Below are 25,576 nucleotides of genomic sequence, written 5' to 3'. Positions count from 1 at the left end.
TGGGGCATCATGATCCGGACATGAGAGTCCTTATCGTCGAGGACGAACCGCGCTTGGCGGCCACGCTCGAAGCCGGGCTGCGCGCCGAGAACTTCGTGGTGGTCGTCGTCGACAACGGCGTCGACGGGCTGTGGCAGGCGGTCGAGAACGACTTCGACGTCATCGTGCTCGACATCATGTTGCCCACGATGAGCGGCTACGAGGTGCTGCGGCAGTTGCGGGCCCGCGAGGTGTGGACCCCGGTGCTGATGCTGACCGCCAAGGACGGCGATTACGACCAGGCCGACGCGTTCGATCTCGGCGCCGATGACTACCTGACCAAACCGTTCTCGTTCATCGTGCTGGTGGCGCGGCTGCGGGCGCTGGTCCGCCGCACCGCTCCCCAACGCCCCATAGTGCTGACCGCGGGCACGCTGACGTTGGACCCCGCCCGCAAGGTGGTGCTGCGCGACGCCACCCCCATCTCGCTGACTCCACGGGAATTCGGGCTGCTGGAGTACCTGATGCGCAACATGGACACTGTGGTGACGAAAACGGAGATCCTGCAGAACGTTTGGGACGCCCACTACGAGGGTGCCGACAACATCGTCGAGGTCTACGTCGGCTATCTGCGCCGCAAGATCGATATGCCATTCGGCACCAACACCATCGACACGGTCAGAGGTGTGGGATACCGCCTCGAGTCGGGCAGCTAGGCGATCGGCAGTTCGACGGTCACGGCGGCACCGCCGCCGGGGCGATCGGCGATGACCGCGGTGCCGCGGTGCGCGGCGACGATCTCACGCACGATCGCCAACCCCAGCCCGGCGCCGCCGCGGCTGCGCGAGCGGTCCGGCTCGAGCCGGACGAACCGGTCGAATACGCGGACCCGGTCCTGCACCGGGATGCCGGGACCGTCGTCGCTGACCACGAGCACGGCGGTGTCACCTGACTGGGCGACCTGAAGCTCGACCGTCGTGGTGGCGTGGCGGGCCGCGTTGTCGAGCAGGTTGCGCAGCACCCGCGAGAGCGATTCGGCATCCCCGACGAGGCGCACCGGCGCGATGACGGCCTTCACCGTCAACGTCGTCTCGCGCCTGAGCCGTTCGACCTCGGTGGCGGCGATGTCGTCGAGGTCGACGTCGTCGCGGTGTATGCCCAGCATCTGTTCGTCGGCGCGGGCCAGCAGCAGCAGATCGTCGACGAGCACCTTCATCCGTTGCACCTCGGGGATCAAGGTCGTCGTCGCGAGTTCCCTGGTGAGCAATTCGGGATGCGCGGTGGCCACCTCCAGCGCGGACACGATGGTGGTCAGCGGGCTGCGCAGTTCGTGCGACGCGTCCCCGACGAACCGGCGCTGCGCGGCGTGGCCGGCCTCGATGCGGGCGAGCATCTCGTTCATCGTGACGGCCAACGCGGCGATCTCGTCGCGGCTGTCGGGCACCGGCACCCGCCCGGTCAGGTCGGAGGTCGTGATATCGGCGACCCGCGAACGGATTTCGTCCACCGATCGCATCGACCGCCGGACGAGCAGATACGTCGCCAACGCCGACACGACCACCACGATCGGACCCGACACCGCCAACGCCACCACGACCGTGCGCACCGTCGACGCGACCGTCGCGGCGTCCTCCCCGACCAGGATGGTGAACCGTCCGCCTGCCCCGTCGACGGTCTGTGCGCTCAGCCGGATCGAGCCGAACGGCGATGTCTGTCCCGGCATTCCGATGTGCAGACCGTCACCGATCTCGCCCAACGGCACCAGCGGCGTGCTGGGCGCCGAGGGCGAGCGCAGTACCACGACACCGTTCTCGCGGATCACCTGCACCGCGACGATGCGCTGGTCGGTGGCCAGCAACGCTTGGTCGACGCGGTTCAACTCACCCGCCTCGATCGCGGTGGCGATGGCGGCCACCCGGTCGGCGCCCGCCGAATCCACGCTGGACAGCATGATCCGGTACAGCCCCGTCGCGAAGGCGGCGCCCGCCAGACCGAAGGCGACCAGGACCACGGTGGCCGCCACGAACGCCGACCGTGCCGATACGCCCCGAATGGAACTCAGCCGCCGCTTCATGTCCACGTCAGTTCATCATCGCCGGAGGCGACGCGCCAGATCGGCGCGCTGACGGGTTGTCGGGCGACAATGTCGCGCACAATGAGCCCGTGTCAGACACGCGACATCCGGCGGGGGCCGTCGATGGTTGACGCCGCGCACCGACAGGCCGCCGACCGCTGGTTTCTGGCCCACGGCCTGCCCGCGGTGCTGCGTCCCGGCCGGTTGGTGCGCCGCCTGTGGACCCGATCCGCCCCGGCGCTGGCCGGTTTCGCCGTCGTGATGGCCAACACCGTCGTCGTCGTCCTCGTCACCGGCAAGCACGCGATCGACATCGACGGACGGCCGACGCGCGGTGAGTGGTTCGTGTTGCTCATCCTGGTGCTGGTGCTGCCGCTGGCCGGCACGGTCGGCTGGTGGGTCTCGCGGATCGCGGCGCCCGTCGGTCGACGGTTCGCCGCCGCGACGTCGCTCGTGGTCGCAATGCTCGGCGCGGTGTTCGGCGGGCCGAGCCCCCACGTCTACACCAACCTGCTCATCGTCGTCGCGGTGGTGGCAATCATGTTGACGCTCACCGCGACCGGGCTGGGTTCGATCCTGGGCTGGGCGTCGCACATCACGCTGGCGCATCTGGCCGAGGCCGGTTCGCTGCTGTTACGGGCACTGCCGGTGCTGCTGCTGACGTTCCTGGTCTTCTTCAACTCACCGGTCTGGTTGATGGCGGCGACGGTATCGCGCACCCGGCTGTGGTTGGCGCTGTGTTTTCTGGGTGCGATAGCTGCGGCGTTCGTGGTGTCGATGACGGTGGACCGGATGCGCCCGATGGTGAATGCGGCCCAACCCGACGCCCGGCACGCGGCGCGGCTCGACGACACCCCGTTCGCGGCAATGCCGGACCCCGCCGAGATCAAACCGCTCAGCCGGGTCGAGCGGATGAACGTGTACTTCGTGCTGGGTGTGTCCCAGCTGGCCCAGATCCTGGTGGTCGCGGTCGTGACCGCGTTGTTGTTCCTCGTGCTCGGCTTGATCCTGCTCTCACCGGAACTGCTCGCGGCGTGGACGCGCAACGGCTCCAGCGACGGACGGTTCCTGGGCATGACGATTCCGGTGCCCGACGCGCTGATCCAGGTGACGCTGTTCCTCGGTGCGCTGACGTTCATGTACGTCAGCGCGCGGGCGGTCGGCGACGACACCTACCGCGACCAGTTCACCACCCCGCTGATCGACGGTCTGCGGGTCACGCTAACCGCACGCAACCGGTACCGGGCGGCCGTACCGGCGCGGTGAGCGCACTGAACAGCGAATCTGGCCGCACAATAAGCCGGTGTCGGACATGCGGCAGGTACACGAGTGGTTTCTGCACCGCGGCCTGCCGTTGGTGCTGACGCGCCGGGTCCGCTCCGGGGCGCTGATCGAGCGTTCCGCGCCGATGGTCAGCGGTGTCGGGGCGCTGATCTCGTTGACCATGCTGCTGGCGAACCTCACCGGCGACCGGCGCGACATCGGTTACGTGCTGCGCCTGGCGGTGCTGACCGGGCTGCTGGTGGCGGCGCCGTTCGGGCTGCACCTGCTGCACCGCATCGGCACCACGCTCAGCGAGGCCGGCCGGCGGACGGCGGCGCTGACCGTGATGGCGCTGTTCGTATTCGGGCTTCCGTTCGCCGACAGCGGATTCTCGGGTTTCGCGCTGGCCGAGTCGGCGGGCTTCGCCGTCGTCGCTGTGGTGGCGATCTGGCTGACCTATCTGGGAATCGGCGCGATCGCGTTGTGGGCCTTCCGCTTCGCGTGGGTGCAGCTCGGTGCGCTCGGCACGCTGATGAGCCGCGCGCTGCCGCTGTTGATGCTCACCGTGGTCGTGTACTTCACCGGCGAGCTGTGGCAACTCGCGGCGCGGATGACGCGTCAACGACTCTGGGAGACAATCGGTTTCCTGGCAGCGGTGGCGCTGATCTTCATGGTCACCACGATCCGCGACGAGGTGCGCGCGTTGCGGGAAGACCGCGCCGAGCAGAACGATCCCGCCACGCTGCTCGACGGCACTCCCCTGGCCCTCGACGGCGACACCCGCGTCGACCGCACTCCGCTGTCGCTGGCCGAACAGGTCAATGTTGTTGCGGTGATGGTCGTTTCGCAGGCGATCCAGGTGGTGTTCTTCACCGCCGGGCTGTTCGCCTTCTTCCTGGTGCTGGGGATCGTCGCGGTGCCCGACGACGTCGCGGTGCTGTGGGCGTCCGAGGAGGCGTGTGTGGTGGGTCAACCGCCCTGCCCGGGCACCTGGTTCGGCATCCATGTGTCGGTTCCGCAGACCGTGGTGCACGTGTCGTTGTTCGTGGCGGTGCTGTCGGGGTTGTACTTCACCGTGAGCACCAGTGTCGATCCGCTGTACCGCGAGCGGTTCTTCGATCCGCTGATCGCCGACGTCGCGGTGAGCCTGGCGGGCCGCGACGCGTACCTGGCGCTGGAGTCCCGCCACTAGTCCGGCCTGCGGGATCTCGGCAACTTTATTGACCGGGGTGCTCAATATCGTGCACTTGGTCAATCCTGGCCATACACTGCGCGAATGCCGTGCATGCGGGGCGGCACGCGACCAGAGGGTCGGATGTGGCGAAGTGCACGGCGCGGGGAAAGGACACCGACATGAAGAAGCTGTTCGCGGCCGCGACGGCGGCGCTGGCGCTGGCGATCGGCACGGCGGTGCCCGCACACGCCGACGAGGAGAGTTACCTCACCGACCTGGCCAACAACGACTTCGAGGGCGACGTCGACGTCGCGCTGGAGATGGGGTACCAGATCTGTACCGACGTCCAGCACGGCGTTCCTCAGGAGACCACCGTTCAGGCGATCTACGAGAACACCGGTGAGGGGGTCGCGATCGCCGACGCCCAGTACATCTACGAGGCCGCCGTCATCCACCTGTGCTGAGGCTGTAGCTGTTGCCGAGGTCGTCCTGCGTCACGTAGGCCTCCTCGTCGGCGGTGTCGACGACCAGCGGCGCACCCGGTGTGTGCGCGCGGTAACTCCAGCCCGCGGGCAGCGACAGCCGGGCGCCCAATCGCGGTAGGTCCGCCGCCGTCAACGACGGGTCGACAGTCTGGCTCCAGGTCTGCATGATCCAGCGCCGGCCGTCGGGATCGGCGAGCTCGTAGACCTCACGCCCGGCGTCGAACGTGAACACGGCCTTGCGGTCGACCCGGTTCGGTTGGTACGGCGCGGGATTCATCGACGCCAGTTTGACCGTCGCCTGGCGCAGCATGTCCAGACCGCCGAACCGGCCGCGCTCCAAGTTGGCTCGGCCCCGCTTGGCGATACTGCTCATCAGCCAGTACCGCGGCCCGTTCAGCAGCACCGCGTCGGCACCGTGCTCCGCAGCGATGGCCTGCGGGTCCAGTGCGCGCCACAGTTCGTCGGGACAGTCGTTGAGCGGGAACGTGTTGTACACCGTCGCCTCGGGCCCGGACGGCGTCGACCGCACGAGCAGCACCTCGCCGTACCGCTTGCCGTACACGTCGCCGCTGACCGACAGCTCCTCGTCGGGCATGCCGCGACGGTAACCCACGTGCGCCGTGGGCTACAGGTATTGGCCCAGGTTCGACTCGGTGTCGATGGCCCTGCTGGCGCTCGACGACTTGCCGGTGACCAGCGTGCGGATGTAGACGATCCGCTCGCCCTTCTTGCCCGAGATCCGTGCCCAGTCATCCGGATTGGTGGTGTTGGGCAGGTCCTCGTTCTCGGCGAACTCGTCGACGATCGAATCCAGCAGGTGCTGGATGCGCAGGCCCTTCTGCCCGGTCTCGAGCACCGACTTGATCGCGTACTTCTTGGCCCGGTCGACGACGTTCTGAATCATCGCGCCGGAGTTGAAGTCCTTGAAGTACATGACCTCTTTGTCGCCGTTGGCGTAGGTCACCTCCAGGAAGCGGTTGTCGTCGATCTCGGCGTACATCCGGTCGACGACCTTTTCGATCATCGCCTTGATCGTCAGCGACCGGTCACCCGAGAACTCGGAGAGGTCGTCGTCGTGCACCGGCAGTTCCTCGGTGAGGTACTTGCTGAAGATGTCCTGCGCCGCTTCGGCATCGGGCCGCTCGATCTTGATCTTGACGTCCAGGCGGCCGGGCCGCAGGATCGCCGGGTCGATCATGTCCTCGCGGTTGGAGGCGCCGATCACGATGACGTTCTCCAGCCCCTCGACGCCGTCGATCTCGCTGAGCAGCTGCGGCACGACCGTCGTCTCCACATCGGAGCTGACGCCGGTACCGCGGGTGCGGAAGATCGAGTCCATCTCGTCGAAGAACACGATCACCGGGGTGCCCTCGGACGCCTTCTCGCGGGCCCGCTGGAAGATCAGCCGGATGTGGCGCTCGGTCTCACCGACGAACTTGTTCAGCAGCTCGGGGCCCTTGATGTTGAGGAAGTAGGACTTCGCCTCCTTGGCGTCGTCACCACGCACCTCGGCCATCTTCTTGGCCAGCGAGTTGGCCACCGCCTTGGCGATCAGCGTCTTACCGCAACCGGGCGGGCCGTAGAGCAGCACGCCCTTGGGTGGGCGCAACGAGTACTCCCGGTACAGCTCCTTGTGCAGGAACGGCAGCTCGACCGCATCGCGGATCTGCTCGATCTGGCGTCCCAGGCCGCCGATGTCGTTGTAGCTGACGTCGGGCACCTCTTCGAGGACCAGGTCCTCGACCTCGGCCTTGGGGATGCGCTCGAATGCGTAACCCGCCTTGGTGTCGACCAGCAGCGAGTCGCCGGGCCGCAGCTTGCGCGGCCGGTCGTCACCGAGATCGTCGTCGTAACCGTCGGGCAGGTCCTCGGCGGCGACCAGGGGCTCGGCCAGCCACACGATGCGCTCCTCGTCGGCGTGACCGACCACCAGCGCGCGATGCCCGTCGGAGAGGATCTCGCGCAGTGTGCTGATCTCGCCGACCGCCTCGAAGTTGCCGGCCTCCACGACCGTCAGCGCCTCGTTCAGCCGCACCGTCTGGCCCTGCTTGAGGGTCTTGGTGTCGATGTTCGGGGAGCACGTCAGCCGCATCTTGCGCCCGGAGGTGAACACGTCGACCGTGTCATCGTCCTGAACGTCGAGCAGCACGCCGTAGCCGCTGGGCGGCTGGCCGAGCCGGTCGACCTCCTCGCGCAGCGCGAGCAACTGCTGGCGGGCCTCCTTGAGGGTCTCCATCAGCTTCGCGTTGCGCGCTGCCAGCGAATCGATGCGCGCCTCGAGCTGATGAACGTCGCGCGCGCTGCGCAGACCGCTCTGCGGCCCGACCGCGTTCTCCAGCTGCTCGCGAAGGACTGCGGCCTCCCGGCGCAGTTCCTCGAGCTCGGCAGCTTCCTCACTCGACATGCCTGGCGTGCCTGCTCCAGCAGTGTCGAAACCTTCTGAGTAGGCTCCAGAACGCTCTGATTCACTCATGTTGCGCCCCTCCCCGCACCGATAGTTGGTGCAGTAACAACTTCAACGCTACCGGCGATTCAGCCTTTGTGTGCGGTGTAGCAATTCGACACACCTGCACCACTGTTAACCTCTCTCGTGAGCTGGTCCGATCGAAAGGAAAATCGTGACCCTGAAATCCCTCGTTACCGGCGTCGCAGCGCTCGCTGTCGTCGGCGGTGCCGCGGCAGGTGTGACATCCATTGCATCCACCACCGTGGCTTCCGCGCCGACCGTTGCTCCGGTCGTATGGGACATTCCGATGCCGCAGACCCCGGCCCCCGAGCTCGAGGGCCCGCTGATGCAAACGCTGCAGGCGCTCGGCGCGCCGGGCAGTGCGGCCGGCAAGGCGCCCTACATCCAGGGCGGCATCGGCCGGTTCGAGAGGGTCGCCGCCGACTCCAAGCTGCGTGACGCACAGGCCGAAGGCAAGTTCCCGCTGTCGTTCGCGATCGCCAACATCGACCAGAACGGCCCGGTGGTGACCGCCAACGTCACCGCGACGGCGGCCACCGGCGGCGTCGCCAGCCAAGTCATCCAGTTCGTGCCGGGCCCGAGCCCGACCGGATGGCAGATGTCCAAGCAGTCGCTGTTGGCGCTGATGTCGGCCGTTAGCTGACAAGTCCGTGCCCCGCACCACAACGCGTGCTGCAGTCCTGAGCGCCGTCGCGATCGCGGCGGCGCTCGGGCTTTGCGCGTGTGGTGACGACCCGGCGGCCGCACCGCCGGCCGCTCCCGCCACCCCGGCGCCAATCACCAAACCGCCGACCGTAGAGCCGTCCGAACCGTCCGCGGCGGTGGCGCCGCTGCCCCCGCCGAGCGCGCTGACCGACGTGTTGGCCCGGCTGGCCGACGGCGCGATCCCCGGCGGCGACAAGCTCGACGTGATCGAGAACGCGACCCCGGCCGACGGCGCGTCCATGGACCGGTTCACCACCGCACTGCGCGACGGCGGCTACGCGCCGGTCACCTTCGAGGCCAACGACCTCACCTGGGCGGACGGCCAGAAGGGCGTCGTGCTGGCGGTCGTGACCATCCGGACCGCGAACCCGCAGGCCGGTGACTTCACGTTCCCCATGGAGTTCCGCTTTGCCGACGACCACTGGCAGCTGAGCCGCCGGACGGCCGACTCGCTGCTGCAGATGGGCGAGCCCACCCCAACCCCCTGAGCAGCGATGTGGATCGGCTGGCTGGAATTCGACCTGCTGCTCGGTGACGTGCGCTCGCTCAAACAGAAACGCTCCGCGATCCGGCCGGTGATCGCCGAGCTGCACCGGCGCTTCGCGGTTTCGGCAGCCGAGACCGGCGCCCAGGATCTGCATCGGCGCGCCAGTATCGGTGTCGCCATGGTCGCCGCGGACCGCGCGCACGTGGTCGAGGTGCTCGATGCCGCCGAACGCCTGGTCGCCGCGCGCCCCGAGCTCGAACTGCTGTCGACGCGGCGCGGTCTTCGCCGCAGCACCGACGACTAGGGCGCTGCGGCGCCGGGCTGGCGCTTGCGCCGGGCCGGAATCGGCGCGACCGCACCCGGCGCCAGCTTGCGGGCACTGATCAGGAAAGCGGTGTGCCCGCGCATCGTGTGCTGGGGCCGCACCGCCAGGCCGACGACGTGCCAACCGCGCTGCATACTCTCCCAGGCGCGCGGTTCGGTCCAGCACTGCTGTTCGCGCAGCGCCTCGACCGCCCGCGACAGCTGCGTCACGGTCGCGACGTAGATCATCAGCACACCGCCGGCGACGAGCGCGCCCGCGACGGTGTCGAGCACCTCCCACGGGGCCAGCATGTCGAGCACCACCCGATCCACTTGCGGGCCGTCGTACTCGTTGAGGTCGGCGATCACCAGATCCCAGTTCTGCGGGCGGGCACCGAAGAAGGTGTCGACGTTGCGTTCGGCGTGCACAGCGTGGTCCTCGCGGACCTCGTAGGAGATCACCCGGCCCTCCGGCCCGACGGCACGCAGCAGCGAACACGTCAGCGCACCCGAGCCGGCACCGGCCTCGAGTACCCGGGCGCCCGGGAAGATATCGCCCTCGTGCACGATCTGGGCGGCGTCCTTGGGGTAGACGACCTGGGCGCCGCGCGGCATCGACATCACGTAATCGACCAACAGCGGACGCAGCACCAGGAACTGGTCGCCGCTGGTGGATTTGACCACGCTGCCTTCGGGCAGCCCGATCACCGTGTCGAGCGCGATGATCCCGCGATGGGTGTGGAACTCGCCGCCGGGAGTGAGCACCATCGTGTAGTGGCGCCCCTTGGCGTCGGTGAGCTGCACCCGATCGCCCACGGCGAACGGACCGGTTCTTGGCACAGCCCATCAGCCTGCCAGTTGGCGCGCCGCCGCGGGTGCGCGGGGTTGTCGGGCTCCGGTCCTAGGCTGGCGGCGTGACCGAGCGGGGTGAGCAGAAGAGACGGCCGGCGCTGTCGCCGTCGCGGGCCGCCGACTTCAAGCAGTGCCCGCTGCTGTATCGGTTCCGGGCCATCGACCGGCTGCCCGAGCCGCCGTCGGTGGCGCAGGTGCGCGGTTCGGTCGTGCACGCCGCGCTCGAACAGCTCTATGCGCTGCCCGCCGCGCAGCGCGGCGCGGACACCGCGCTGACGCTGGTGGACCCGGCGTGGGACCGCGTCGCCGCCGAGAAACCGGAACTCGCCGACGAGATCGAACCCGGCCTGCGGGCGACGCTGCTGACCGAGGCCCGGGCACTGCTGTCCGGCTACTACCGGCTCGAGGACCCCACCCGCTTCGAACCGCAGAGCTGCGAACAACGCGTCGAGGTCGAACTCGAGGACGGCACGCTGCTGCGCGGTTTCGTCGACCGCATCGACGTCGCGCCGACCGGCGAGCTGCGCGTGGTCGACTACAAGACCGGCAAGGCGCCGCCGGAGGCCCGGGCGCAGGCCGAATTCAAGGCCATGTTCCAGATGAAGTTCTACGCGGTGGCGCTGCTGCGCTCTCGCGGCGTGATGCCGACCCGGCTGCGGCTGCTGTATCTCGCCGACGGCCAGATCCTCGACTACACCCCAGACCTCGATGAGCTGCTGCGGTTCGAGAAGACGCTGATGGCGATCTGGCGAGCGATCCGAACTGCAGGCGCCACAGGCGATTTCCGGCCGCGCCCCTCGGCGCTGTGCGACTGGTGTGCCCACCACGCGCACTGCCCGGTGTTCGGCGGCACCCCGCCGCCGTACCCGGGCTGGCCAGAGGCGCCCGACGAAGGGCCGCCGGGAGCTGACGACGCCGTGCTGCACACCGCGGAGCCGGCTGCGTGATCGACTCCTACTACCGTCGCGTCGACAGCGACGGAGATAGTCAGGTGTTCGCCTCCACCGACGGCACCCGCAGCAATTGGGATCCGCAAATCCAGCACGGCTCACCGCCACTGGCGTTGATGACCAAGATGATCGAGGAGCTGGCGCGCGACCCGGGGCTGCGCATCGGCCGGTTGACCCTCGACATCCTCGGCGCGATACCGGTCGCGCAGGTGCGAGTACGGGCCTGGGTGGACCGCCCGGGCGCACGCATCTCGCTGATGGTCGCCGAGATGACGGCCGCCAGACCGGACGGCACGTGGCGCGCCGTCGCGCGGGTCACGGCGTGGCTGCTGGCCACCAGCGATACCGCCGACGCGGCCACCGACCGCTATCCCCCGCTCATCGAAGGGCAGGCGGCGGCGGTGCCGCACGGCTGGGTCGGGGTACCGGGCTACCTGGATACCGTGACGTGGCGGCGGCAGCCCGACACGGGCGAGAGCGGTCACGTCATCTGGATGAGTCCAATTGTCGCACTTGTCGATTCGGAGCCGACGACCGCGCTGCAGCGGCTGGCGATGGTGGTGGACAGCGCCAACGGCGCGGGCGCCGTGCTGGATCCCGAGCGGTTCGTGTTCATGAACACCGACACCGCGGTTCACCTGCACCGGTTACCCGAAGGCGACGATTTCGCAGTGCGCGCCCGCGGGTCGATCGGCCCCGACGGGATCGGTGTGACGACCGCCGAACTGTTCGACCGGCGCGGTTTCATCGGCACCTCGGCGCAGACCCTGTTCGTGCAGCGGCGACCGTGACCGCCGATCCCGGTGCCGACCATCGCCCAGCGGGAGGTGCCCCGGGGTGGTCGACGGCCATCGACCATCTGACCGGCACGGCGCACCGCGACCGCGCGGCGGTCTCCTGGCGGGCGACGGAGGCCCGGCCATGCGCGGTCTGCGCAGCCTCGCCGACCGGTGGCGTGACGTACTGACCGCCGTAGACCCGGCCCTACCGTGCCAATTCCCCTGGGATCCAGGAACATCCCACACCGCCGAACACACGGCGCCATGGGTCAACGTCGAGCTGACCAAGAACATCACGGAGATCGGACAGCTGCGGCTGCTGCGCGCAGCACGTCGCCGATTCGGGTAGTTCTACCTACCCACCGCGGTCCGCTGCGATGCACGCTGGCCGCATGGACACACTCACCAACTCCCGCACCACCCCCGCGTACTTCCTGCAGGCCGCGATCGCCTTCGGGGTCAGCCTGCTCGGCATGCTCGGCGGCATCCTGTTCCTGCCCCTCGATCCGTGGCAGCGGCTGTTTCTCGGCATGACCGCGCTCTTCGTGGTCACCAGCGCATTCACGCTGGCCAAGGTGATCCGCGACCAGCAGGAGGCTGCCACGATCCGGGTCCGGCTCGACGAGGCCCGCATCGAACGGCTGATCGCCGAACACGATCCGTTCAGCTCGACCACATGAGCCTATATGCGCTTGCATCTATATAGATGTCTTGCAATACTGTCGGCATGGACGTGTTCGAAGCGGTCGCCGAGCCCAGTCGTCGGGCCCTGCTGGACGCGCTCGTCGACGGGGAGCGCACCGCAGGTGAGCTGGTGGCGACCCTGCCTGGGCTGACACAGCCGACGGTGTCCCGACACCTGCGCATCCTGCGGGAGGTCGGCCTGGTCGAGGTCCGCCCGGACGCGCAACGCCGCATCTACGCGTTGCGCGCCGACGGACTGCTGGCGATCGACGACTGGATCGACCGTTACCGGCGCCTGTGGACCGATCACCTCGACGCACTCGAGCGCCACCTGGCCAGAAAACACGAGGAGGCACCATGACCGACCCCTACGGGCAGCTGACCGTCGACGGCGACCGCGCCGTGCTGACCTTCGAACGCCGTCTGCCCTATCCGGTGCACACGGTGTGGGCGGCGATCACCGATCCCGCTGAACGGGACGCGTGGTTCGGTACCACGAAAATCGATGCCCGCCAGGGTGGTTCGATCGAGATGGTGCCGCACGGACCTCCGCTGCCCGCTGACAGCACGCGGATGACAGGCCGCATCCTGGTCTGGGACCCGCCGCATGTGTTCGAGCACGAGTGGCGGCAGTCCATCGTCGACGACGGCGTGGTCCGCTACGAACTGACCGCCGACGGATCAGGGACACATCTGCGCTTCACCCACCGCGGCCTGAGCCGGCGCCACGGGGGCGGCTTCCTCGGCGGGACCCACGCCTACCTGGACCGGCTCCGGGCCCATCTGGACGGCGAACCCCTGCCGGACTGGAGCCAGCGCCGCGCCGAGATCAACAGCAGAATGGAGCTCGAAAGCCGATGACCGACAACCACTTCGCGGTCACCCCGACGGTGATCATCGCCTATCACTCCGGTTTCGGGCACACCGCCCGCCTGGCCGAGGCGGTCGCGGCCGGTGCCGCTGCGGCGGGCGCCGACGTCACCACGCTCGCCGTCGACGAGATCACCGACACCGACTGGGCGACACTGGATTCCGCCGATGCCATCATCTTCGGCACCCCGACGTACATGGGCAACGTGTCGGCGGGGTTCCAGGCGTTCACCGAGAAGACCGGGCGCCGGTGCATCGAGGGCACCTGGCGCGACAAGGTCGCCGCCGGGTTCACCAACTCGGGCGGCAAGAGCGGCGACAAGCTGAACACCCTGGTGTCCCTGGCGGTCTTCGCCGCTCAGCACCACATGCACTGGGTGAGCCTGGGACTGCCGCCGGGCTGGAACCATTCGCTGTCCAGCGAGGCCGACCTCAACCGGCTCGGGTTCTTCCTCGGCGCGGGCGCGCAGACCGATGTGGACGTCGACCCGGACGGGGTGCACCCGTCCGACGTCGAGACGTGCCGCCACCTCGGTGGCCGGGTCGCGATGGTCGCGCGGCAGGTGAGGGTGGGCCGCGAACTCACTGCAGCGGTTTCATCTCCTGCAGCATCGTCGGAACCAGTTCACTGACCGTCGGGTGGATGTGCATGGTGCGTGAGATCGCGGTGTAGGGCAGTTTGGCGGTCATCACGTCGAGCACGGCGTGGATCACCTCGTCCCCGCCGACGCCGAGGATGGCCGCGCCGAGGATCTCCTCGGTGTCGGCGTCCACCACGATCTTCATGAAGCCCTGCGTCTCCCCCTTCTCCACCGCACGGCCGACCCGGGTCATCGGCCGCTTGCCCATCAACGCTTTTCGGCCGGACTTGCGGACCTCGTCCACGCTCATCCCGGCGCGCCCGAGCGGCGGGTCGATGTAGAGGGCGTAGGTCATGACGCGGTCGCTGACCCGGCGCGGGTCGTCGTCGAGGAGGTTCGCGGCCACGATCTCGAAGTCGTTGTAGGACGTGTGGGTGAACGCGCCCTTGCCGTTGCAGTCCCCCATCGCCCAGATGTGCTCGACGTTGGTGCGCAGCTGGTCGTCGACGACGATGTAACCGCGGGCGTCGGTCTCGACACCCGCGGCGTCCAGGCCGAGGTCGTCGGTGTTGGGTGCCCGGCCGACCGCGAGCAGCAGATGCGAGCCGGCGATCGGCTCTGCGCCCTCTCGCGGAACCACCTCGAAACCGCTGTCGCGCTTGGTGAACGCGATCGCGGTCGCGTCGAGGACGACGTCGATCCCTTCGGCCTCGAGGATCTCCTTGATCGCCGCGGAGACGTCCTCGTCCTCGCGGGAGGTCAGGCGCGGCCCCTTTTCGATCACCGTCACGTGCGCGCCGAATCGCCGGTACATCTGCGCGAACTCCAGCGCGATGTAGCTGCCGCCGACGATCACGAGATGTTCGGGGACGGTGTCGAGTTCGAGGATGCCGACGTTGGTCAGGTAGTCGATGTCCGACAACCCCGGCATGTCGGGTGCCACGGCGCGTCCGCCGACGTTGAGGAAGATCTTGTCGCCGCGCAGCACCCGGTCGTCGACGCGGATCGTGTGCGGGTCCTCGAACCGGGCGTGCCCGCGGATCAGGGTGGCCCCGTCCATTCCGTCCAGCCACGACTCGACGCCGCGGCGGTCGCCGAGCACGATTTCGTCTTTGCGCGCCTTGACCTTCGCCATGTCGACGCTGATTTCGCCTGTGCCGATGCCGTATTCCGCGCCACGACGGGCGAGGTGCGCGGCGTGCGCGCTGGCGACGAGCGTCTTGGTGGGAATACAGCCGTAGTTGACGCAGGTGCCGCCGACCAGTTTTCGTTCGATGACCGCGACCTTCTGGCCGGCCTGCGTCAGCCGCCCGGCCAGGGGGGGTCCGGCCTGCCCCGCACCGACGATGATCGCGTCGAAATTCTCCGTCGCCTCGGCCATCGCGGACCCGTCAGACCAGGCTGACCAGGAACGCGACCAGGAATCCGCCGCCGACCGCCACGATGTCCTCGAGAATCGCGCCGGGGCGGTCCTGTCCGTTGCGCAGCTCGGCGAACCGCTGGCGCGCGGCCGCTCCCGCCATCGTGCCGATCACCGCACCGACGATGCCCGCGCCGATCGCGCTGAACGTGTGGAAGTACGCGCTGCCGATCACCGCACCGGCGAACGCACCCATGATGAGCCGGGTGAGGAACTGCGGCGCCGTCTTGCGGCTCGGTGTGTTGGGCAGCTGGTCGGTGACCAACTCGACCAGCAGGAAGATGCTCAGCACCGTGACCGTGATCGGATGGGCCATCCACTCCGACCACTTGCCGTCGACGTCGATCCAGCCGAGGAACGCGCCCCACGCGACCACCGCAGGCGCCGTGAGCGCACGCAGCCCGGCGATCACGCCGATCAACAGTGCGAGAAGCAGGATCAGGACTTGCGTCATGGCATCCTCCGGCCGTGTTTTCGACCTCCGGACGCTAACACGCCGAGCTGCAGTGTTCCTGGTGAATCAGAAGCGACAGAACCGGATGTCGGAGGCCAGGATCGCCTTGGCGCCGATCGCGGCGAGCTCGTCCATGATCGCGTTGACGTCGCGGCGGGGCACCAATGCGCGCACCGCCACCCAGGCTGGATCGGCCAACGGCGCGATCGTCGGCGACTCCAACCCCGGAGTGACCGCGGTCGCGGCCTCGAGAACCTTTCGCGGACAGTCGTAATCGAGCATGAGGTACTGCTGACCGAAGACCACGCCCTGCACGCGCGCCACGAGTTGGCCGGCGGTGGTGGTGGCGGTCGCCCCGGTTCGCTCGATGAGCACGGCCTCCGAGTCGCACAGCGGATCGCCGAACGCGACCAGGTTGTGCAGGCCCAGGGTGCGGCCGGAGCCGACGACGTCGGCGATGGCGTCGGCGACGCCGAGCTGGACCGAGATCTCGACCGCACCGTCGAGACGGATGACCGTGGCGTCGATTCCGCGCTTGGCCAGATCTTTTCGCACCAGGTTCGGGAACGCGGTGGCGATCCGCTTGCCCGCGAGGTCCTCGACGCGCCAGTCGCGGCCCGCGGGCGCGGCGTAGCGGAACGTCGAGTTGCCGAACCCGAGCGCCAGCCGCTCGGTGACCGGGGCGTCGGATTCGGCGGCCAGATCGCGTCCGGTGATGCCGAAGTCGAGCTGACCCGACCCGACGTAGATCGCGATGTCTTTGGGCCGGAGGAAGAAGAATTCGACGTTGTTGGCCGGGTCGACGACGGTCAGGTCCTTGGGATCGCTCCGGGGCCGGTACCCGGCCTCGGAGAGGATGACGCTCGCCGGTTCCGACAGGGTGCCCTTGTTGGGGACGGCGACCCGCAGCATCCGGCTCGCCGACGAGCCGCTTGCACCGAGATCCGACATCACAGCTTCGCGTACACGTCGTCGAGGGTCAGGCCCCGCGCGATCATCAGCACCTGCGTCCAGTACAGCAGCTGGCTGATCTCCTCGGCGAGGGCGTCGTCACTCTCGTGTTCGGCGGCCAGCCACACCTCGCCGGCCTCTTCGAGGATCTTCTTGCCCAGCCCGTGCACGCCGCCGTCCAGCGCAGCGACGGTGCCGCTGCCTGCGGGCCGGGTGCGGGCGCGTTCGCCGAGCTCAGCGAACAGGGTGTCGAAGGTCTTCACGGCACGCGATTGTGTCACGCGGGCGGGGGCCCGGTCACGCCGGTTTGCCCGACCTCGTCAGATACCGGCCATGTGCAGGGCGGCCCGGTGGCTGAACAGCAGCGAGGCCCCGATCGGGTTGCCGCCGCCGGGGTAGGTCTCACCGGACACCGCGGCCATCGTGTTGCCCGCGGCGTACAGGCCCGCGATCGGCACGCCGTCGGTGTCGAGCACGCGGGCGTCGGCGTCGGTGCGCAGCCCGCCCTTGGTGCCCAGGTCCGAGACGCCGAACGCCGCGGCGCGGTACGGCGGGGTGTCGATCGGCACGAGCGGTGACGCCCCGCCGGTGAACGCGCGGTCGAAGGCCTCTCGTCCGCGGCCGAAGTCGTCGTCGTCGCCGCGGGCGGCGAACTCGTTGAACCGGTTCACCGTGGCCTCGAGAGTGGCTGCGGGGACGCCGATTTGGTCAGCCAGCTCGGCCAGCGTGTCGGCCTGCACCCACAGCCGCCGGGCCAGGTACTCCTCGGTCGGCGAGAACGACACGTTGGTGGCCAGCACCGGCGGCTGCTCGCCGGCGCGGCTGTCGTAGATCATCCAGAACGGCGTCGCGACGGACCCGTCGGCCATCGCGCGCAGGATCTCGCGACCCAACCGGTCGTAGGCGGCCGACTCGTTGGCGAACCGTCGGCCGTGGCGGTCGACGAAGATGCCGCCGGTGAAGCACAGCGCAAACGCGGCCCGGCCGTCGGGATGGATCAGCCCCGGCGCCCACCAGGCCTGGTCCATCAGGTCGACGGCAGCGCCGGCGGCGATCGCGGCGCGGTGCGCCCAGCCGTGGTTGGCCGGGGCGCCCATGGTGTCGCGGGCGGCGCCGGGCACGCCGTATTCGGCTCGCATGGCGTCGTTGCACTCGAACCCGCCGGTGGCCAGCAGCACCCCGCGCCGGGTTCTGATCACGCGCCGGACGCCGTCATGTTCGACCACCGCACCCACCACGCGGCCACCCTGGACGACCAGGTCGACGAGCGCGGTGTCCAGGTGCGCCGTGACGGCGGGCTGGTCGGCCATCGCCCACAGGAACCGGCCGACCAGCGCCCGCCCGCCGGTCAGCAGGTCTGGCTGCGGGGCGCCGAGTCGCTCGTGGTCCAGCGGTCCGCGCACCAGGCCGCGGAACCGGCCGAGCCGCTCGTCGGGCACGGCCTTGGACACGATGTGGCGCATGCCGTCGTTGCGGGCGCCGACGGCCGAACTGTAGTAGTCGGGCCACGGCAGGATCTTGAACGCGAAGTGCTCGTCGCGTTCGAGGTATTCGATCAGCGCCGCGCCGCCGCGCACGTAGGTGTCCTGGAGCTCGGCCGGTGTGCGGTCGCCGACGACTTCGCGGTAGTAGCGCAGCGCGTCGTCGATCGTGTCCTCGACGCCGGCGCGCACCAGCACCGGGTTGCACGGATACCACATGCCGCCGCCGCCCGAGTAGGCGAACGTGCCGCCGAACCGGTCGGTGGCCTCCACGATCGTGACCGAAAGCCCTTCGCGGGCAGCGGTGTACGCACCGGCCAGCGCACCGGCCGAACCGGCGACCAGGACGTCGACGGTCTCCTCGTCTCCGCTCAGACCGGCTGCTCCCGGGTGTCGGCTCCCATGTCCTCGAGGTGCTTGCCCTTGGTCTCCTGCACCCAGCGCCAGACGAACAGGAACGACAGCACCGCGCACAGCGCGTAGAAGCCGTAAGCGATGCCCAGCGAGAAGTCGCCCAGCGCCGGGAACGACGCGGTGATCGCGCAGTTGGCCACCCACTGGGCGGCGGCGGCCAGGCCCAGCGCGGCGCCGCGGATGCGGTTGGGGAACATCTCGCCGAGCAGCACCCACACCACCGGGCCCCACGACATGCCGAACGACACCACGAACAGGTTGGCCGCCACCAACGCGATCGGCCCGGCCGCGCCGGTCAGATCGGGCTGGCCGTCGACGACCGGCGCGGTCCCGAAGATCACCGCCATGGTGCCCAGCGTGATCGCCATGCCCGCCGACCCGACCAACAGCAGCGGTTTGCGTCCGACCTTGTCGATCAACGCGATCGCGATCAGCGTGGTGACGATGTTGGTCACCGAGGTGATCACGGTGATGACGAACGCCTGGCTCTCACCGAATCCGACGGCCTCCCACAGCACGTTCGAGTAGTAGAAGATCACGTTGATGCCGACGAACTGCTGGAACACCGACAGCAGCACACCGACCCAGACGATGCCGTAGAGGCCGCCGGTCGGCTTGCGCAGATCCCGCCAGGACGGTGGTTTCTCCGACTGCAGCGATTCCTTGATCCTGCTGATGGTCAGCTCGAGGTTCTTCTCCCCCAGCAGCTTGGTGAGCACCCGCCGGGCTTCCGGGATCCGGTACGTGGCAACGAGATAGCGCGGTGATTCCGGGATCGTGAACGCCAGCGCACCGTAGACCACGGCGGGCACCGCCATCACCAGGAACATCCAGCGCCAAGCCTCCATACCGAGCCACAGCTCTTCGCGTGAACCGCCGGCGATGTGCGCGAGCAGCGCGTCGATCGCCAGCGAGATGAAGATGCCGGAGACGATCGCCAGCTGCTGCAGCGAGCCGAGCCTGCCGCGGATCCGCGGCGGAGACGTCTCGGCGATGTAGGCGGGCGCGATCACCGATGCCACGCCCACCCCGATGCCGCCGATGACGCGGAACAGGCCGAAGATCGCCACGTTGGTCGCCAGCCCGGTACCGAAGGCGCTGACCAGGAACAGCAGTGCGGCGATCTTCATCACCGACAGCCTGCCGATCTTGTCGGCCAACCGGCCGGCCACCACCGCGCCCAGCGCCGCGCCGATCAGCGCGGCCGCCACGGCCACGCCGGTCACGGTCTTGCTGATCTGGAAGTAGTCCTCGACCGCGGACACCGCGCCGTTGATGACTGCGCTGTCGTACCCGAACAGCAGGCCGCCCAGCGCCGCCACGGACGCGATTCGGACCACGCGGCCGCTGTGTTCGGTGTCCTCGTAGTCGATGCCTGTCGTGTGTTCACCAGCGGGCCCGTGAGTCATGCGACGACCTTCCGCATCAGTGCGTGATGGAGGTCACATTCAATCACAGACCGGCTGTCACGCGGTGTGTTCTTCGGTGCGCGCGATCAGTTCCCGGTAGATGACGCGCAGATCGGCGGTACCCACCTGCGCCAGCGAGGAAACCTGCCGTCGCCGTGGACCGTCCGGCACCGCTATGTCGTTGGGGACCACCAGCACCGGGCAGCCGGCGCTCTCGGCGGCCGCGGTTCCGGTGACCGAATCCTCGACGGCCAGGCAATCGGTCGGCGGCACGCCCAGCAACTGCGCCGCCCGGCGGTAGGCGTCCGGCGCCGGTTTGCCGCGCGGCACCTCGTCACCGCAGACGGTCGCTGAGAAATAGTGGGTGCCAATGCTTCTCAACGCCTGGTCGGTCAGAGCGCGTTGGGTGTTGGTAACCAACGCCATCGGAGTGTGTTCGAAGGCAAGTTCTTCCAACAATTCGCGCGCGCCGTCGCACCACGGCAGGCCCGCGGCGAAAAGCTCACCGGTGTAGTCGTGGAGCCAGCGGCTGGATTCAGCCATCGCCGCGGGATCGAGGTCGAGCCCGAGGTCGGTGTAGACAGTGCGGATGGTGTCCTCGGCCGAGCCGCCGACCATCGACGCGCGGACTTCCGGAGTCATCTGGCCGCCGAGTTCGGCGTAGAGCGCGGCCAACGACACGTCCCACAGTTTTTCCGAATCGACAAGCGTGCCATCCATATCGAAGAGCACGGCTTTCATCTGCGGCACCTGCCGAACGGCTGCTCGTGTTCGAAACTCAGCCCGATGTTGATGTACAACTTCACGTTCGCGGCACGCAGTGCTCAATCCTCCGGGTTGTAACCGAGGTTCGGCGCCAGCCAGCGCTCGGCCTCCTGCAGGGTCCAGCCCTTTCGTTTCGCGTAGTCAGCGACCTGATCCTGGGCCAGCCGGCCGACGACGAAGTACTGCGACTGCGGATGCGAGAAGTACCAACCGCTGACGGCGGCACCGGGCCACATCGCCATCGACTCGGTCAGTTCGATACCGGTTCGCTCCTTGACGTCCATCAGCCTCCAGAGCGTCACCTTCTCGGTGTGCTCGGGGCAGGCCGGATAGCCGGGAGCGGGCCGGATCCCCACGTACTTCTCCCCGATGAGCGCCTCGTTGTCGAGCTGCTCGTCGGGCTGGTAGCCCCAGAACTCCGTGCGGACCCGCTGGTGCATCCGCTCGGCGAACGCCTCGGCCAGCCGGTCGGCGAGCGACTCCAGCAGGATCGCGCTGTAGTCGTCGTTGTCGGCCTTGAACTCGATGATCTTGTCCTGGCTGCCCAGGCCCGCGGTGACGGCGAACGCACCGATGTGGTCGGCCAGGCCGGTCTCCTTGGGTGCGACGAAATCACCGAGTGACCGGTTCGGGATGCCGTCGCGGTGCTCGCCCTGCTGGCGCAGGTTGTGCAGCGTGGTCAGCACCTCGGTGCGGGTGTCGTCGGTGTAGACCTCGATGTCGTCGCCGACGGCGTTCGCGGGGAAGAAACCGATCACCCCGTTGGCGGTCAGCCACTTCTCCTTGATCAGGGTGTCGAGCATCTCCTGGGCGTCGTCGTACAGCTTGCGCGCCGCCTCGCCGGACGCCGGGTTGTTGAGGATGTCGGGGAACCGGCCCTTCATCTCCCAGGCGTTGAAAAACGGCTGCCAGTCGATGAATTCGCGGAGCTCGGCGAGGTCATAATCGAGGAACTCGCGGATGCCCGCGCCGGTCGCCGGCGCCGGCGGCGTGTAGCCGGCCCAGTCGATCGGCGTCCGGTTCGCGCGGGCCTTCTCCAGCGTCAGCATCGGCCGCTCGTTCTTCTGCGCGTGCCGCTCCCGCAGCGAGGCGTAGTCCTTCTCGGTCGCCTCGAGCAGCGCCGGGCGCTGCTTGTCGTCGAGCAGCGCGGCCGCTACCGGCACCGAGCGGGACGCGTCCTTGACCCAGACCACCGGGCCGGACCGGCGCGGCGAGATCTTCACGGCCGTGTGGGCGCGCGAGGTCGTCGCCCCGCCGATCAGCAGCGGGATCTCCAAACCTGCGCGTTCCATCTCGACGGCGAAGTTCGACATCTCGTCCAGCGACGGCGTGATCAGGCCCGACAGGCCGATGATGTCGGCGTCGTGCTCCTTGGCCGCGTCCAGGATCTTCTGCGCGGGCACCATCACACCGAGGTCGATCACCTCGAAGTTGTTGCACTGCAGCACAACTCCGACGATGTTCTTGCCGATGTCGTGCACGTCGCCCTTGACGGTCGCCATCACGATGGTGCCGTTGGTGTCTTTCGAGCCGGTTGTACCGGCCTCTTCCTTCTCGGCCTCGATGAACGGCAGCAGGTACGCGACGGCCTTCTTCATCACCCGCGCCGACTTCACCACCTGCGGCAGGAACATCTTGCCCGAGCCGAACAGGTCACCGACGACGTTCATGCCGTCCATCAGCGGGCCCTCGATCACCTCGATCGGGCGCCCGCCGGCCGCGGCGATCTCGGCGCGCAGTTCCTCGGTGTCCTCGTCGACGTGCGCGTCGATGCCCTTGACCAGGGCGTGGGTGACCCGCTCTCGCACCGGCAGGCTGCGCCACTCGGCGGCGGCGGGATCTTCACCCTTGTCCGTGCTGTTGAACCGTTCGGCGATCTCCAGCAGCCGCTCGGCGGCGTCGGGGCGACGGTTCAGCACGACGTCCTCGATGCGGTCCCGCAGTTCGGCGTCGATCGAGTCGTAGGGCACCAGCGCGCCGGCGTTGACGATGCCCATGTCCAGGCCGGCCTTGATGGCGTGGAACAGGAACACCGCGTGGATCGCCTCGCGCACCGGGTTGTTGCCGCGGAACGAGAACGACACGTTGGAGATGCCGCCGGAGAGGTGCACCCCGGGCAGGTTCTCCTTGATCCACGCGCAGGCTTCGATGAAGTCGATGCCGTAGGTGGCGTGCTCCTCGATGCCCGTGGCGAGCGCGAAGCAGTTCGGGTCGAAGATGATGTCTTCGGCCGGGAAGCCGACCTGTTCGGTCAGGATCCGGTAGGCCCGCCCGCAGATCTCCTTGCGGCGCTCCAGGTTGTCGGCCTGGCCCTGTTCGTCGAAGGCCATCACGACGACGGCGGCGCCGAACTTGCGGCACAGCCGGGCCTCGCGGATGAACTTCTCCTCGCCCTCCTTCATGGAGATCGAGTTGACGATCGGCTTGCCCTGCACGTTCTTCAGGCCGGCCTCGATGACCTCCCACTTGGACGAGTCGATCATCACCGGGACGCGGCTGATGTCCGGTTCGGAGGCGATGAGCTTGGTGAACCGGTCCATCGCGGCGACGCCGTCGATCATGCCCTCGTCCATGTTGATGTCGATGACCTGCGCACCGACCTCGACCTGCTGCAGGGCCACCGACAGCGCGGTGTCGTAGTCCTCGGCCTTGATCAGGTTGCGGAACCGGGCGGAGCCGGTGATGTTGGTGCGCTCACCGATGTTGACGAACAGCGAGTCTTCGTCGATGTTCAGCGGCTCCAGGCCCGACAACCGGGTGGCGACGGGGATGTCCGGCACCTGGCGGGGCGCCTTGCCCTCGACGACCTTGGCGATCTCGGCGATGTGCGCAGGCGTCGTCCCGCAGCACCCGCCGACCAGGTTGACGAAGCCGGCCTCGGCGAAGTCGGCGACGTAGGAGGCCTGGCGCTGCGCCGACTCGTCGTACTCGCCAAACGCGTTGGGCAGGCCCGCATTCGGGTAGCAGGACACGAACGTGTCCGCGATGCGCGACATCTCGGCGATGTAGGGCCGCATCTCGGGCGCCCCCAGCGCGCAGTTGAGGCCGACCGCGAGCGGCTTGGCGTGCCGGACCGAGTTCCAGAACGCCTCGGTGACCTGACCGGACAGTGTCCGCCCGGAGGCGTCGGTGATGGTGCCCGAGATGATCACCGGCCAGCGTCGTCCGCGCTCCTCGAACAGCGTCTCGATGGCGAAGATCGCTGCCTTGGCGTTCAGCGTGTCGAAGATCGTCTCGACGATCAGGAGGTCGGCGCCGCCGTCGACCAGGCCGTTGGCGGCCTCGAGGTAGGCGGCGACCAGCTTGTCGTAGGTGACGTTGCGGGCGCCGGGGTCGTTGACGTCGGGCGAGATCGATGCGGTCCGCGTCGTCGGCCCGAGCGCCCCGGCGACGTAGCGTGGCTTGTCCGGGGTGCTGAACTCGTCGCACGCGGTGCGCGCCAGCGCGGCGCCGGCGTAGTTCAGCTCGTAGCTGAGTTCTTCCATCCCGTAGTCGGACAGCGAGATCGCGTTCGCATTGAACGTGTTGGTCTCGAGCAGGTCGGCGCCCGCCTCGAGGTACTCGCGGTGGATCCCCTCGATGATGTGGGGCTGCGTCAGGTTGAGCAGGTCGTTGTTGCCGACGACGTCGCTGGGCCAGTCCTTGAACCGCTCGCCGCGGTAGCCGGCCTCGTCGGGCCGGTCGCGCTGGATGGCGGTGCCCATCGCGCCGTCGATCACCATGATCCGCTGACCGAGAGTCGCGGTGAGTTCATCCGTGCAGTCAGGGCGGATGTTGGGCGTGAATGTCACGTGCACTCCTTCCTCAGCGGAAGGCGTCCTTGACTTCGCCGAGCGTGGCGGACGCCGGCCGGGACCGGGATCCGTTGCAACGCCTCTCGACGAACAAAGTCTACGTCGTCATCAGATCGACGTCTGGACGCCCGGCAGTGTCGTGCTTACCACGGTCAACGCGACTGCCGCCACGCGTTATTTCGTCTATCGGACAGCGGGGCGACGCTGCCCGCGATCGCTGCCTACGGGCACACGACCACAGTAGTCGGGCAACACAAATCACCCGGGCGTCGATGCCCGTCGCGGGACCCGTGCAGGGCTTACGCTGGCGATGTGACCCCGTCGGATGCGAGCGGTTTCAAACCGCCCGACCTGCCTCAACTCAACGACACCATCATCGTCGCGGCCTTCGAGGGCTGGAACGACGCCGGTGACGCGGCCAGTGACGCCCTGGAGCACCTGGACGCGATCTGGGAGGCCGAAACGATCATCGAGATCGACGACGAGGCCTACTACGACTACCAGGTCAACCGGCCGGTGATCCGGATGGTCGACGGCGTCACCCGCGAACTGGTGTGGCCGTCGATGCGGATCTCGCACTGCCGCCCGCCGGGGTCGGACCGCGACATCGTGCTGATGCACGGCGTCGAACCCAACATGCGCTGGCGCACGTTCTGCGCCGAGCTGCTGGCCGTCGCCGACAAGCTCAACGTGCAGACCGTCGTCATTCTCGGCGCGCTGCTGGCCGACACCCCGCACACCCGGCCGGTGCCGGTGTCGGGTGCGGCGTACTCCCGCGATTCGGCGCAGACCTTCGGGCTGGAGGAGACCCGCTACGAGGGCCCGACCGGGATCGCGGGCGTGTTCCAGGACGCCTGCGTGCAGGCCGGGATCCCCGCGGTGACGTTCTGGGCCGCGATCCCCCACTACGTGTCGCAGCCGCCGAACCCGAAGGCGACGGTCGCGTTGCTGCGCCGCGTCGAGGACGTGCTCGACGTCGAGGTTCCGCTGGCCGACTTGCCGAGCGCGGCCGAGGAATGGGAGCAGGCCGTGTCGGAGATGACGGCCGAGGACGACGAGATCGCCGAGTACGTGCAGTCGCTGGAGGAGCGCGGCGACGCGGAGGTCGACATGACCGAGGCGCTCGGCAAGATCGACGGCGACGCGCTGGCCGCGGAGTTCGAGCGCTACCTGCGCCGGCGCGGCCCAGGCTTTCGCGGCTGAGGTTTTAGGGTGGCGAGTGGCCAGTTATCCCG

27 protein-coding genes are annotated in these 25,576 nt (G+C 68.5%); 15 read left to right on the top strand and 12 right to left on the bottom strand.

What is annotated here, in order from left to right; translation table 11 throughout:
- Positions 1–20 precede the first annotated feature (20 nt).
- Complete coding sequence (locus tag BLW81_RS18640) at positions 21–695, top strand: response regulator transcription factor (protein ID WP_083408451.1); 675 nt, start codon at positions 21–23, stop codon at positions 693–695.
- On the opposite strand, the gene BLW81_RS18635 is transcribed toward BLW81_RS18640, so the two are convergent.
- Positions 692–2,053, bottom strand: a complete 1,362-nt coding sequence (locus BLW81_RS18635; RefSeq protein ID WP_083410649.1) for a sensor histidine kinase — start codon at positions 2,051–2,053, stop codon at positions 692–694. The genes BLW81_RS18640 and BLW81_RS18635 overlap by 4 nt on opposite strands.
- Positions 2,054–2,176: 123 nt before the next feature.
- Between BLW81_RS18635 and BLW81_RS18630 the strand changes: the two genes are divergently transcribed.
- The 3 genes from BLW81_RS18630 to BLW81_RS18620 all read left to right on the top strand — a co-directional run bounded on the left by BLW81_RS18630 (position 2,177) and on the right by BLW81_RS18620 (position 4,954).
- Entirely contained in the window at positions 2,177–3,319 is a 1,143-nt protein-coding gene (locus BLW81_RS18630) for a hypothetical protein (protein ID WP_083408450.1), read from the top strand.
- A 46-nt stretch (positions 3,320–3,365) separates the two neighbouring features.
- A complete protein-coding gene (locus BLW81_RS18625; RefSeq protein WP_083410648.1) occupies positions 3,366–4,508 on the top strand; it encodes a hypothetical protein in 1,143 nt (380 codons plus the stop codon).
- A 161-nt stretch (positions 4,509–4,669) separates the two neighbouring features.
- On the top strand, positions 4,670–4,954 hold the full coding sequence (locus BLW81_RS18620) for a DUF732 domain-containing protein (RefSeq protein WP_157897745.1): 285 nt from the start codon (positions 4,670–4,672) through the stop codon (positions 4,952–4,954).
- Here BLW81_RS18620 and BLW81_RS18615 read toward each other — a convergent pair.
- Together BLW81_RS18615 and arc are read right to left on the bottom strand one after the other, a co-directional pair.
- Entirely contained in the window at positions 4,938–5,570 is a 633-nt protein-coding gene (locus tag BLW81_RS18615; protein WP_083410647.1) for a hypothetical protein, read from the bottom strand. The two genes, BLW81_RS18620 and BLW81_RS18615, sit on opposite strands and share 17 nt — an antisense overlap.
- A gap of 30 nt (positions 5,571–5,600) precedes the next feature.
- Positions 5,601–7,448 carry a proteasome ATPase gene (gene arc, locus BLW81_RS18610; protein ID WP_083408448.1) on the bottom strand — a complete coding sequence of 616 codons (1,848 nt, stop codon included), beginning with the start codon at positions 7,446–7,448 and terminating at the stop codon, positions 5,601–5,603.
- A gap of 145 nt (positions 7,449–7,593) precedes the next feature.
- On the opposite strand from arc, the gene BLW81_RS18605 reads away from it, so the two are divergent.
- Genes BLW81_RS18605 through BLW81_RS18595 form a run of 3 tightly spaced genes read left to right on the top strand, consistent with a single transcriptional unit; the run spans position 7,594 to position 8,938 of the window.
- Positions 7,594–8,085: an MTB12 family secreted protein gene (locus tag BLW81_RS18605; RefSeq protein ID WP_083408447.1), complete on the top strand. Its 492-nt coding sequence runs from the start codon at positions 7,594–7,596 to the stop codon at positions 8,083–8,085.
- A gap of 7 nt (positions 8,086–8,092) precedes the next feature.
- Positions 8,093–8,635, top strand: a complete 543-nt coding sequence (locus BLW81_RS18600; RefSeq protein ID WP_235632035.1) for a lipoprotein LppK — start codon at positions 8,093–8,095, stop codon at positions 8,633–8,635.
- 6 nt (positions 8,636–8,641) lie between these two features.
- Complete coding sequence (locus BLW81_RS18595) at positions 8,642–8,938, top strand: DUF503 domain-containing protein (protein WP_083408446.1); 297 nt, start codon at positions 8,642–8,644, stop codon at positions 8,936–8,938.
- Here BLW81_RS18595 and BLW81_RS18590 read toward each other — a convergent pair.
- A complete protein-coding gene (locus BLW81_RS18590; RefSeq protein ID WP_173839646.1) occupies positions 8,935–9,777 on the bottom strand; it encodes a tRNA (adenine-N1)-methyltransferase in 843 nt (280 codons plus the stop codon). The two genes, BLW81_RS18595 and BLW81_RS18590, sit on opposite strands and share 4 nt — an antisense overlap.
- 74 nt (positions 9,778–9,851) lie before the next feature.
- Between BLW81_RS18590 and BLW81_RS18585 the strand changes: the two genes are divergently transcribed.
- From BLW81_RS18585 to BLW81_RS18555, 7 genes are all read left to right on the top strand, one after another.
- Positions 9,852–10,736, top strand: coding sequence for a RecB family exonuclease (locus BLW81_RS18585; protein WP_083408444.1), 885 nt, complete (start codon positions 9,852–9,854; stop codon positions 10,734–10,736).
- Positions 10,733–11,530, top strand: coding sequence for a thioesterase family protein (locus tag BLW81_RS18580; RefSeq protein WP_083408443.1), 798 nt, complete (start codon positions 10,733–10,735; stop codon positions 11,528–11,530). The genes BLW81_RS18585 and BLW81_RS18580 overlap by 4 nt, the downstream gene beginning before the upstream one ends.
- 130 nt (positions 11,531–11,660) lie before the next feature.
- Positions 11,661–11,867, top strand: coding sequence for a hypothetical protein (locus tag BLW81_RS29725; protein WP_083408442.1), 207 nt, complete (start codon positions 11,661–11,663; stop codon positions 11,865–11,867).
- Positions 11,868–11,910: 43 nt separating this feature from the next.
- Entirely contained in the window at positions 11,911–12,198 is a 288-nt protein-coding gene (locus tag BLW81_RS18570; protein WP_083408441.1) for a YiaA/YiaB family inner membrane protein, read from the top strand.
- A gap of 47 nt (positions 12,199–12,245) precedes the next feature.
- Entirely contained in the window at positions 12,246–12,563 is a 318-nt protein-coding gene (locus BLW81_RS18565) for an ArsR/SmtB family transcription factor (protein ID WP_083408440.1), read from the top strand.
- Positions 12,560–13,063, top strand: coding sequence for an SRPBCC family protein (locus tag BLW81_RS18560; RefSeq protein ID WP_083408439.1), 504 nt, complete (start codon positions 12,560–12,562; stop codon positions 13,061–13,063). The genes BLW81_RS18565 and BLW81_RS18560 overlap by 4 nt, the downstream gene beginning before the upstream one ends.
- Entirely contained in the window at positions 13,060–13,704 is a 645-nt protein-coding gene (locus BLW81_RS18555; protein WP_173839645.1) for a flavodoxin family protein, read from the top strand. Before BLW81_RS18560 ends, BLW81_RS18555 begins: the two co-directional genes overlap by 4 nt.
- Here the strand turns inward: BLW81_RS18555 and BLW81_RS18550 are convergent.
- The 8 genes from BLW81_RS18550 to metH form a co-directional block, all read right to left on the bottom strand.
- The gene (locus tag BLW81_RS18550) at positions 13,655–15,034 is read right to left on the bottom strand and encodes an FAD-containing oxidoreductase (protein ID WP_083408438.1); all 1,380 of its coding nucleotides are present in this window, start codon (positions 15,032–15,034) and stop codon (positions 13,655–13,657) included. The genes BLW81_RS18555 and BLW81_RS18550 overlap by 50 nt on opposite strands.
- A gap of 10 nt (positions 15,035–15,044) precedes the next feature.
- Positions 15,045–15,527: a DUF4126 family protein gene (locus tag BLW81_RS18545; protein ID WP_083408437.1), complete on the bottom strand. Its 483-nt coding sequence runs from the start codon at positions 15,525–15,527 to the stop codon at positions 15,045–15,047.
- 66 nt (positions 15,528–15,593) lie between these two features.
- The gene (gene hisG / locus BLW81_RS18540; RefSeq protein ID WP_083410644.1) at positions 15,594–16,439 is read right to left on the bottom strand and encodes an ATP phosphoribosyltransferase; all 846 of its coding nucleotides are present in this window, start codon (positions 16,437–16,439) and stop codon (positions 15,594–15,596) included.
- Positions 16,440–16,477: 38 nt separating this feature from the next.
- Positions 16,478–16,759, bottom strand: coding sequence for a phosphoribosyl-ATP diphosphatase (locus BLW81_RS18535; RefSeq protein ID WP_083408436.1), 282 nt, complete (start codon positions 16,757–16,759; stop codon positions 16,478–16,480).
- 39 nt (positions 16,760–16,798) lie between these two features.
- The gene (locus tag BLW81_RS18530; RefSeq protein ID WP_083410643.1) at positions 16,799–18,334 is read right to left on the bottom strand and encodes an FAD-binding protein; all 1,536 of its coding nucleotides are present in this window, start codon (positions 18,332–18,334) and stop codon (positions 16,799–16,801) included.
- Positions 18,331–19,782, bottom strand: coding sequence for a sugar porter family MFS transporter (locus BLW81_RS18525; protein WP_083408435.1), 1,452 nt, complete (start codon positions 19,780–19,782; stop codon positions 18,331–18,333). Before BLW81_RS18525 ends, BLW81_RS18530 begins: the two co-directional genes overlap by 4 nt.
- Positions 19,783–19,839: 57 nt before the next feature.
- Positions 19,840–20,523, bottom strand: a complete 684-nt coding sequence (locus BLW81_RS18520) for an HAD family hydrolase (protein WP_083410642.1) — start codon at positions 20,521–20,523, stop codon at positions 19,840–19,842.
- A gap of 83 nt (positions 20,524–20,606) precedes the next feature.
- Entirely contained in the window at positions 20,607–24,344 is a 3,738-nt protein-coding gene (gene metH / locus BLW81_RS18515; protein ID WP_083408434.1) for a methionine synthase, read from the bottom strand.
- Between the two features lie 309 nt (positions 24,345–24,653).
- Here metH and BLW81_RS18510 point away from each other — a divergent pair, with 309 nt between their 5' ends.
- Positions 24,654–25,544, top strand: a complete 891-nt coding sequence (locus BLW81_RS18510) for a PAC2 family protein (RefSeq protein WP_083408433.1) — start codon at positions 24,654–24,656, stop codon at positions 25,542–25,544.
- Positions 25,545–25,576 lie beyond the last annotated feature (32 nt).

It is taken from the genome of Mycolicibacterium rutilum (genome assembly GCF_900108565.1).
Taxonomy (GTDB): domain Bacteria; phylum Actinomycetota; class Actinomycetes; order Mycobacteriales; family Mycobacteriaceae; genus Mycobacterium; species Mycobacterium rutilum.
Note: the sequence above shows the minus strand (reverse complement) of the source record. Positions and strands in the feature narration are given on the sequence as shown.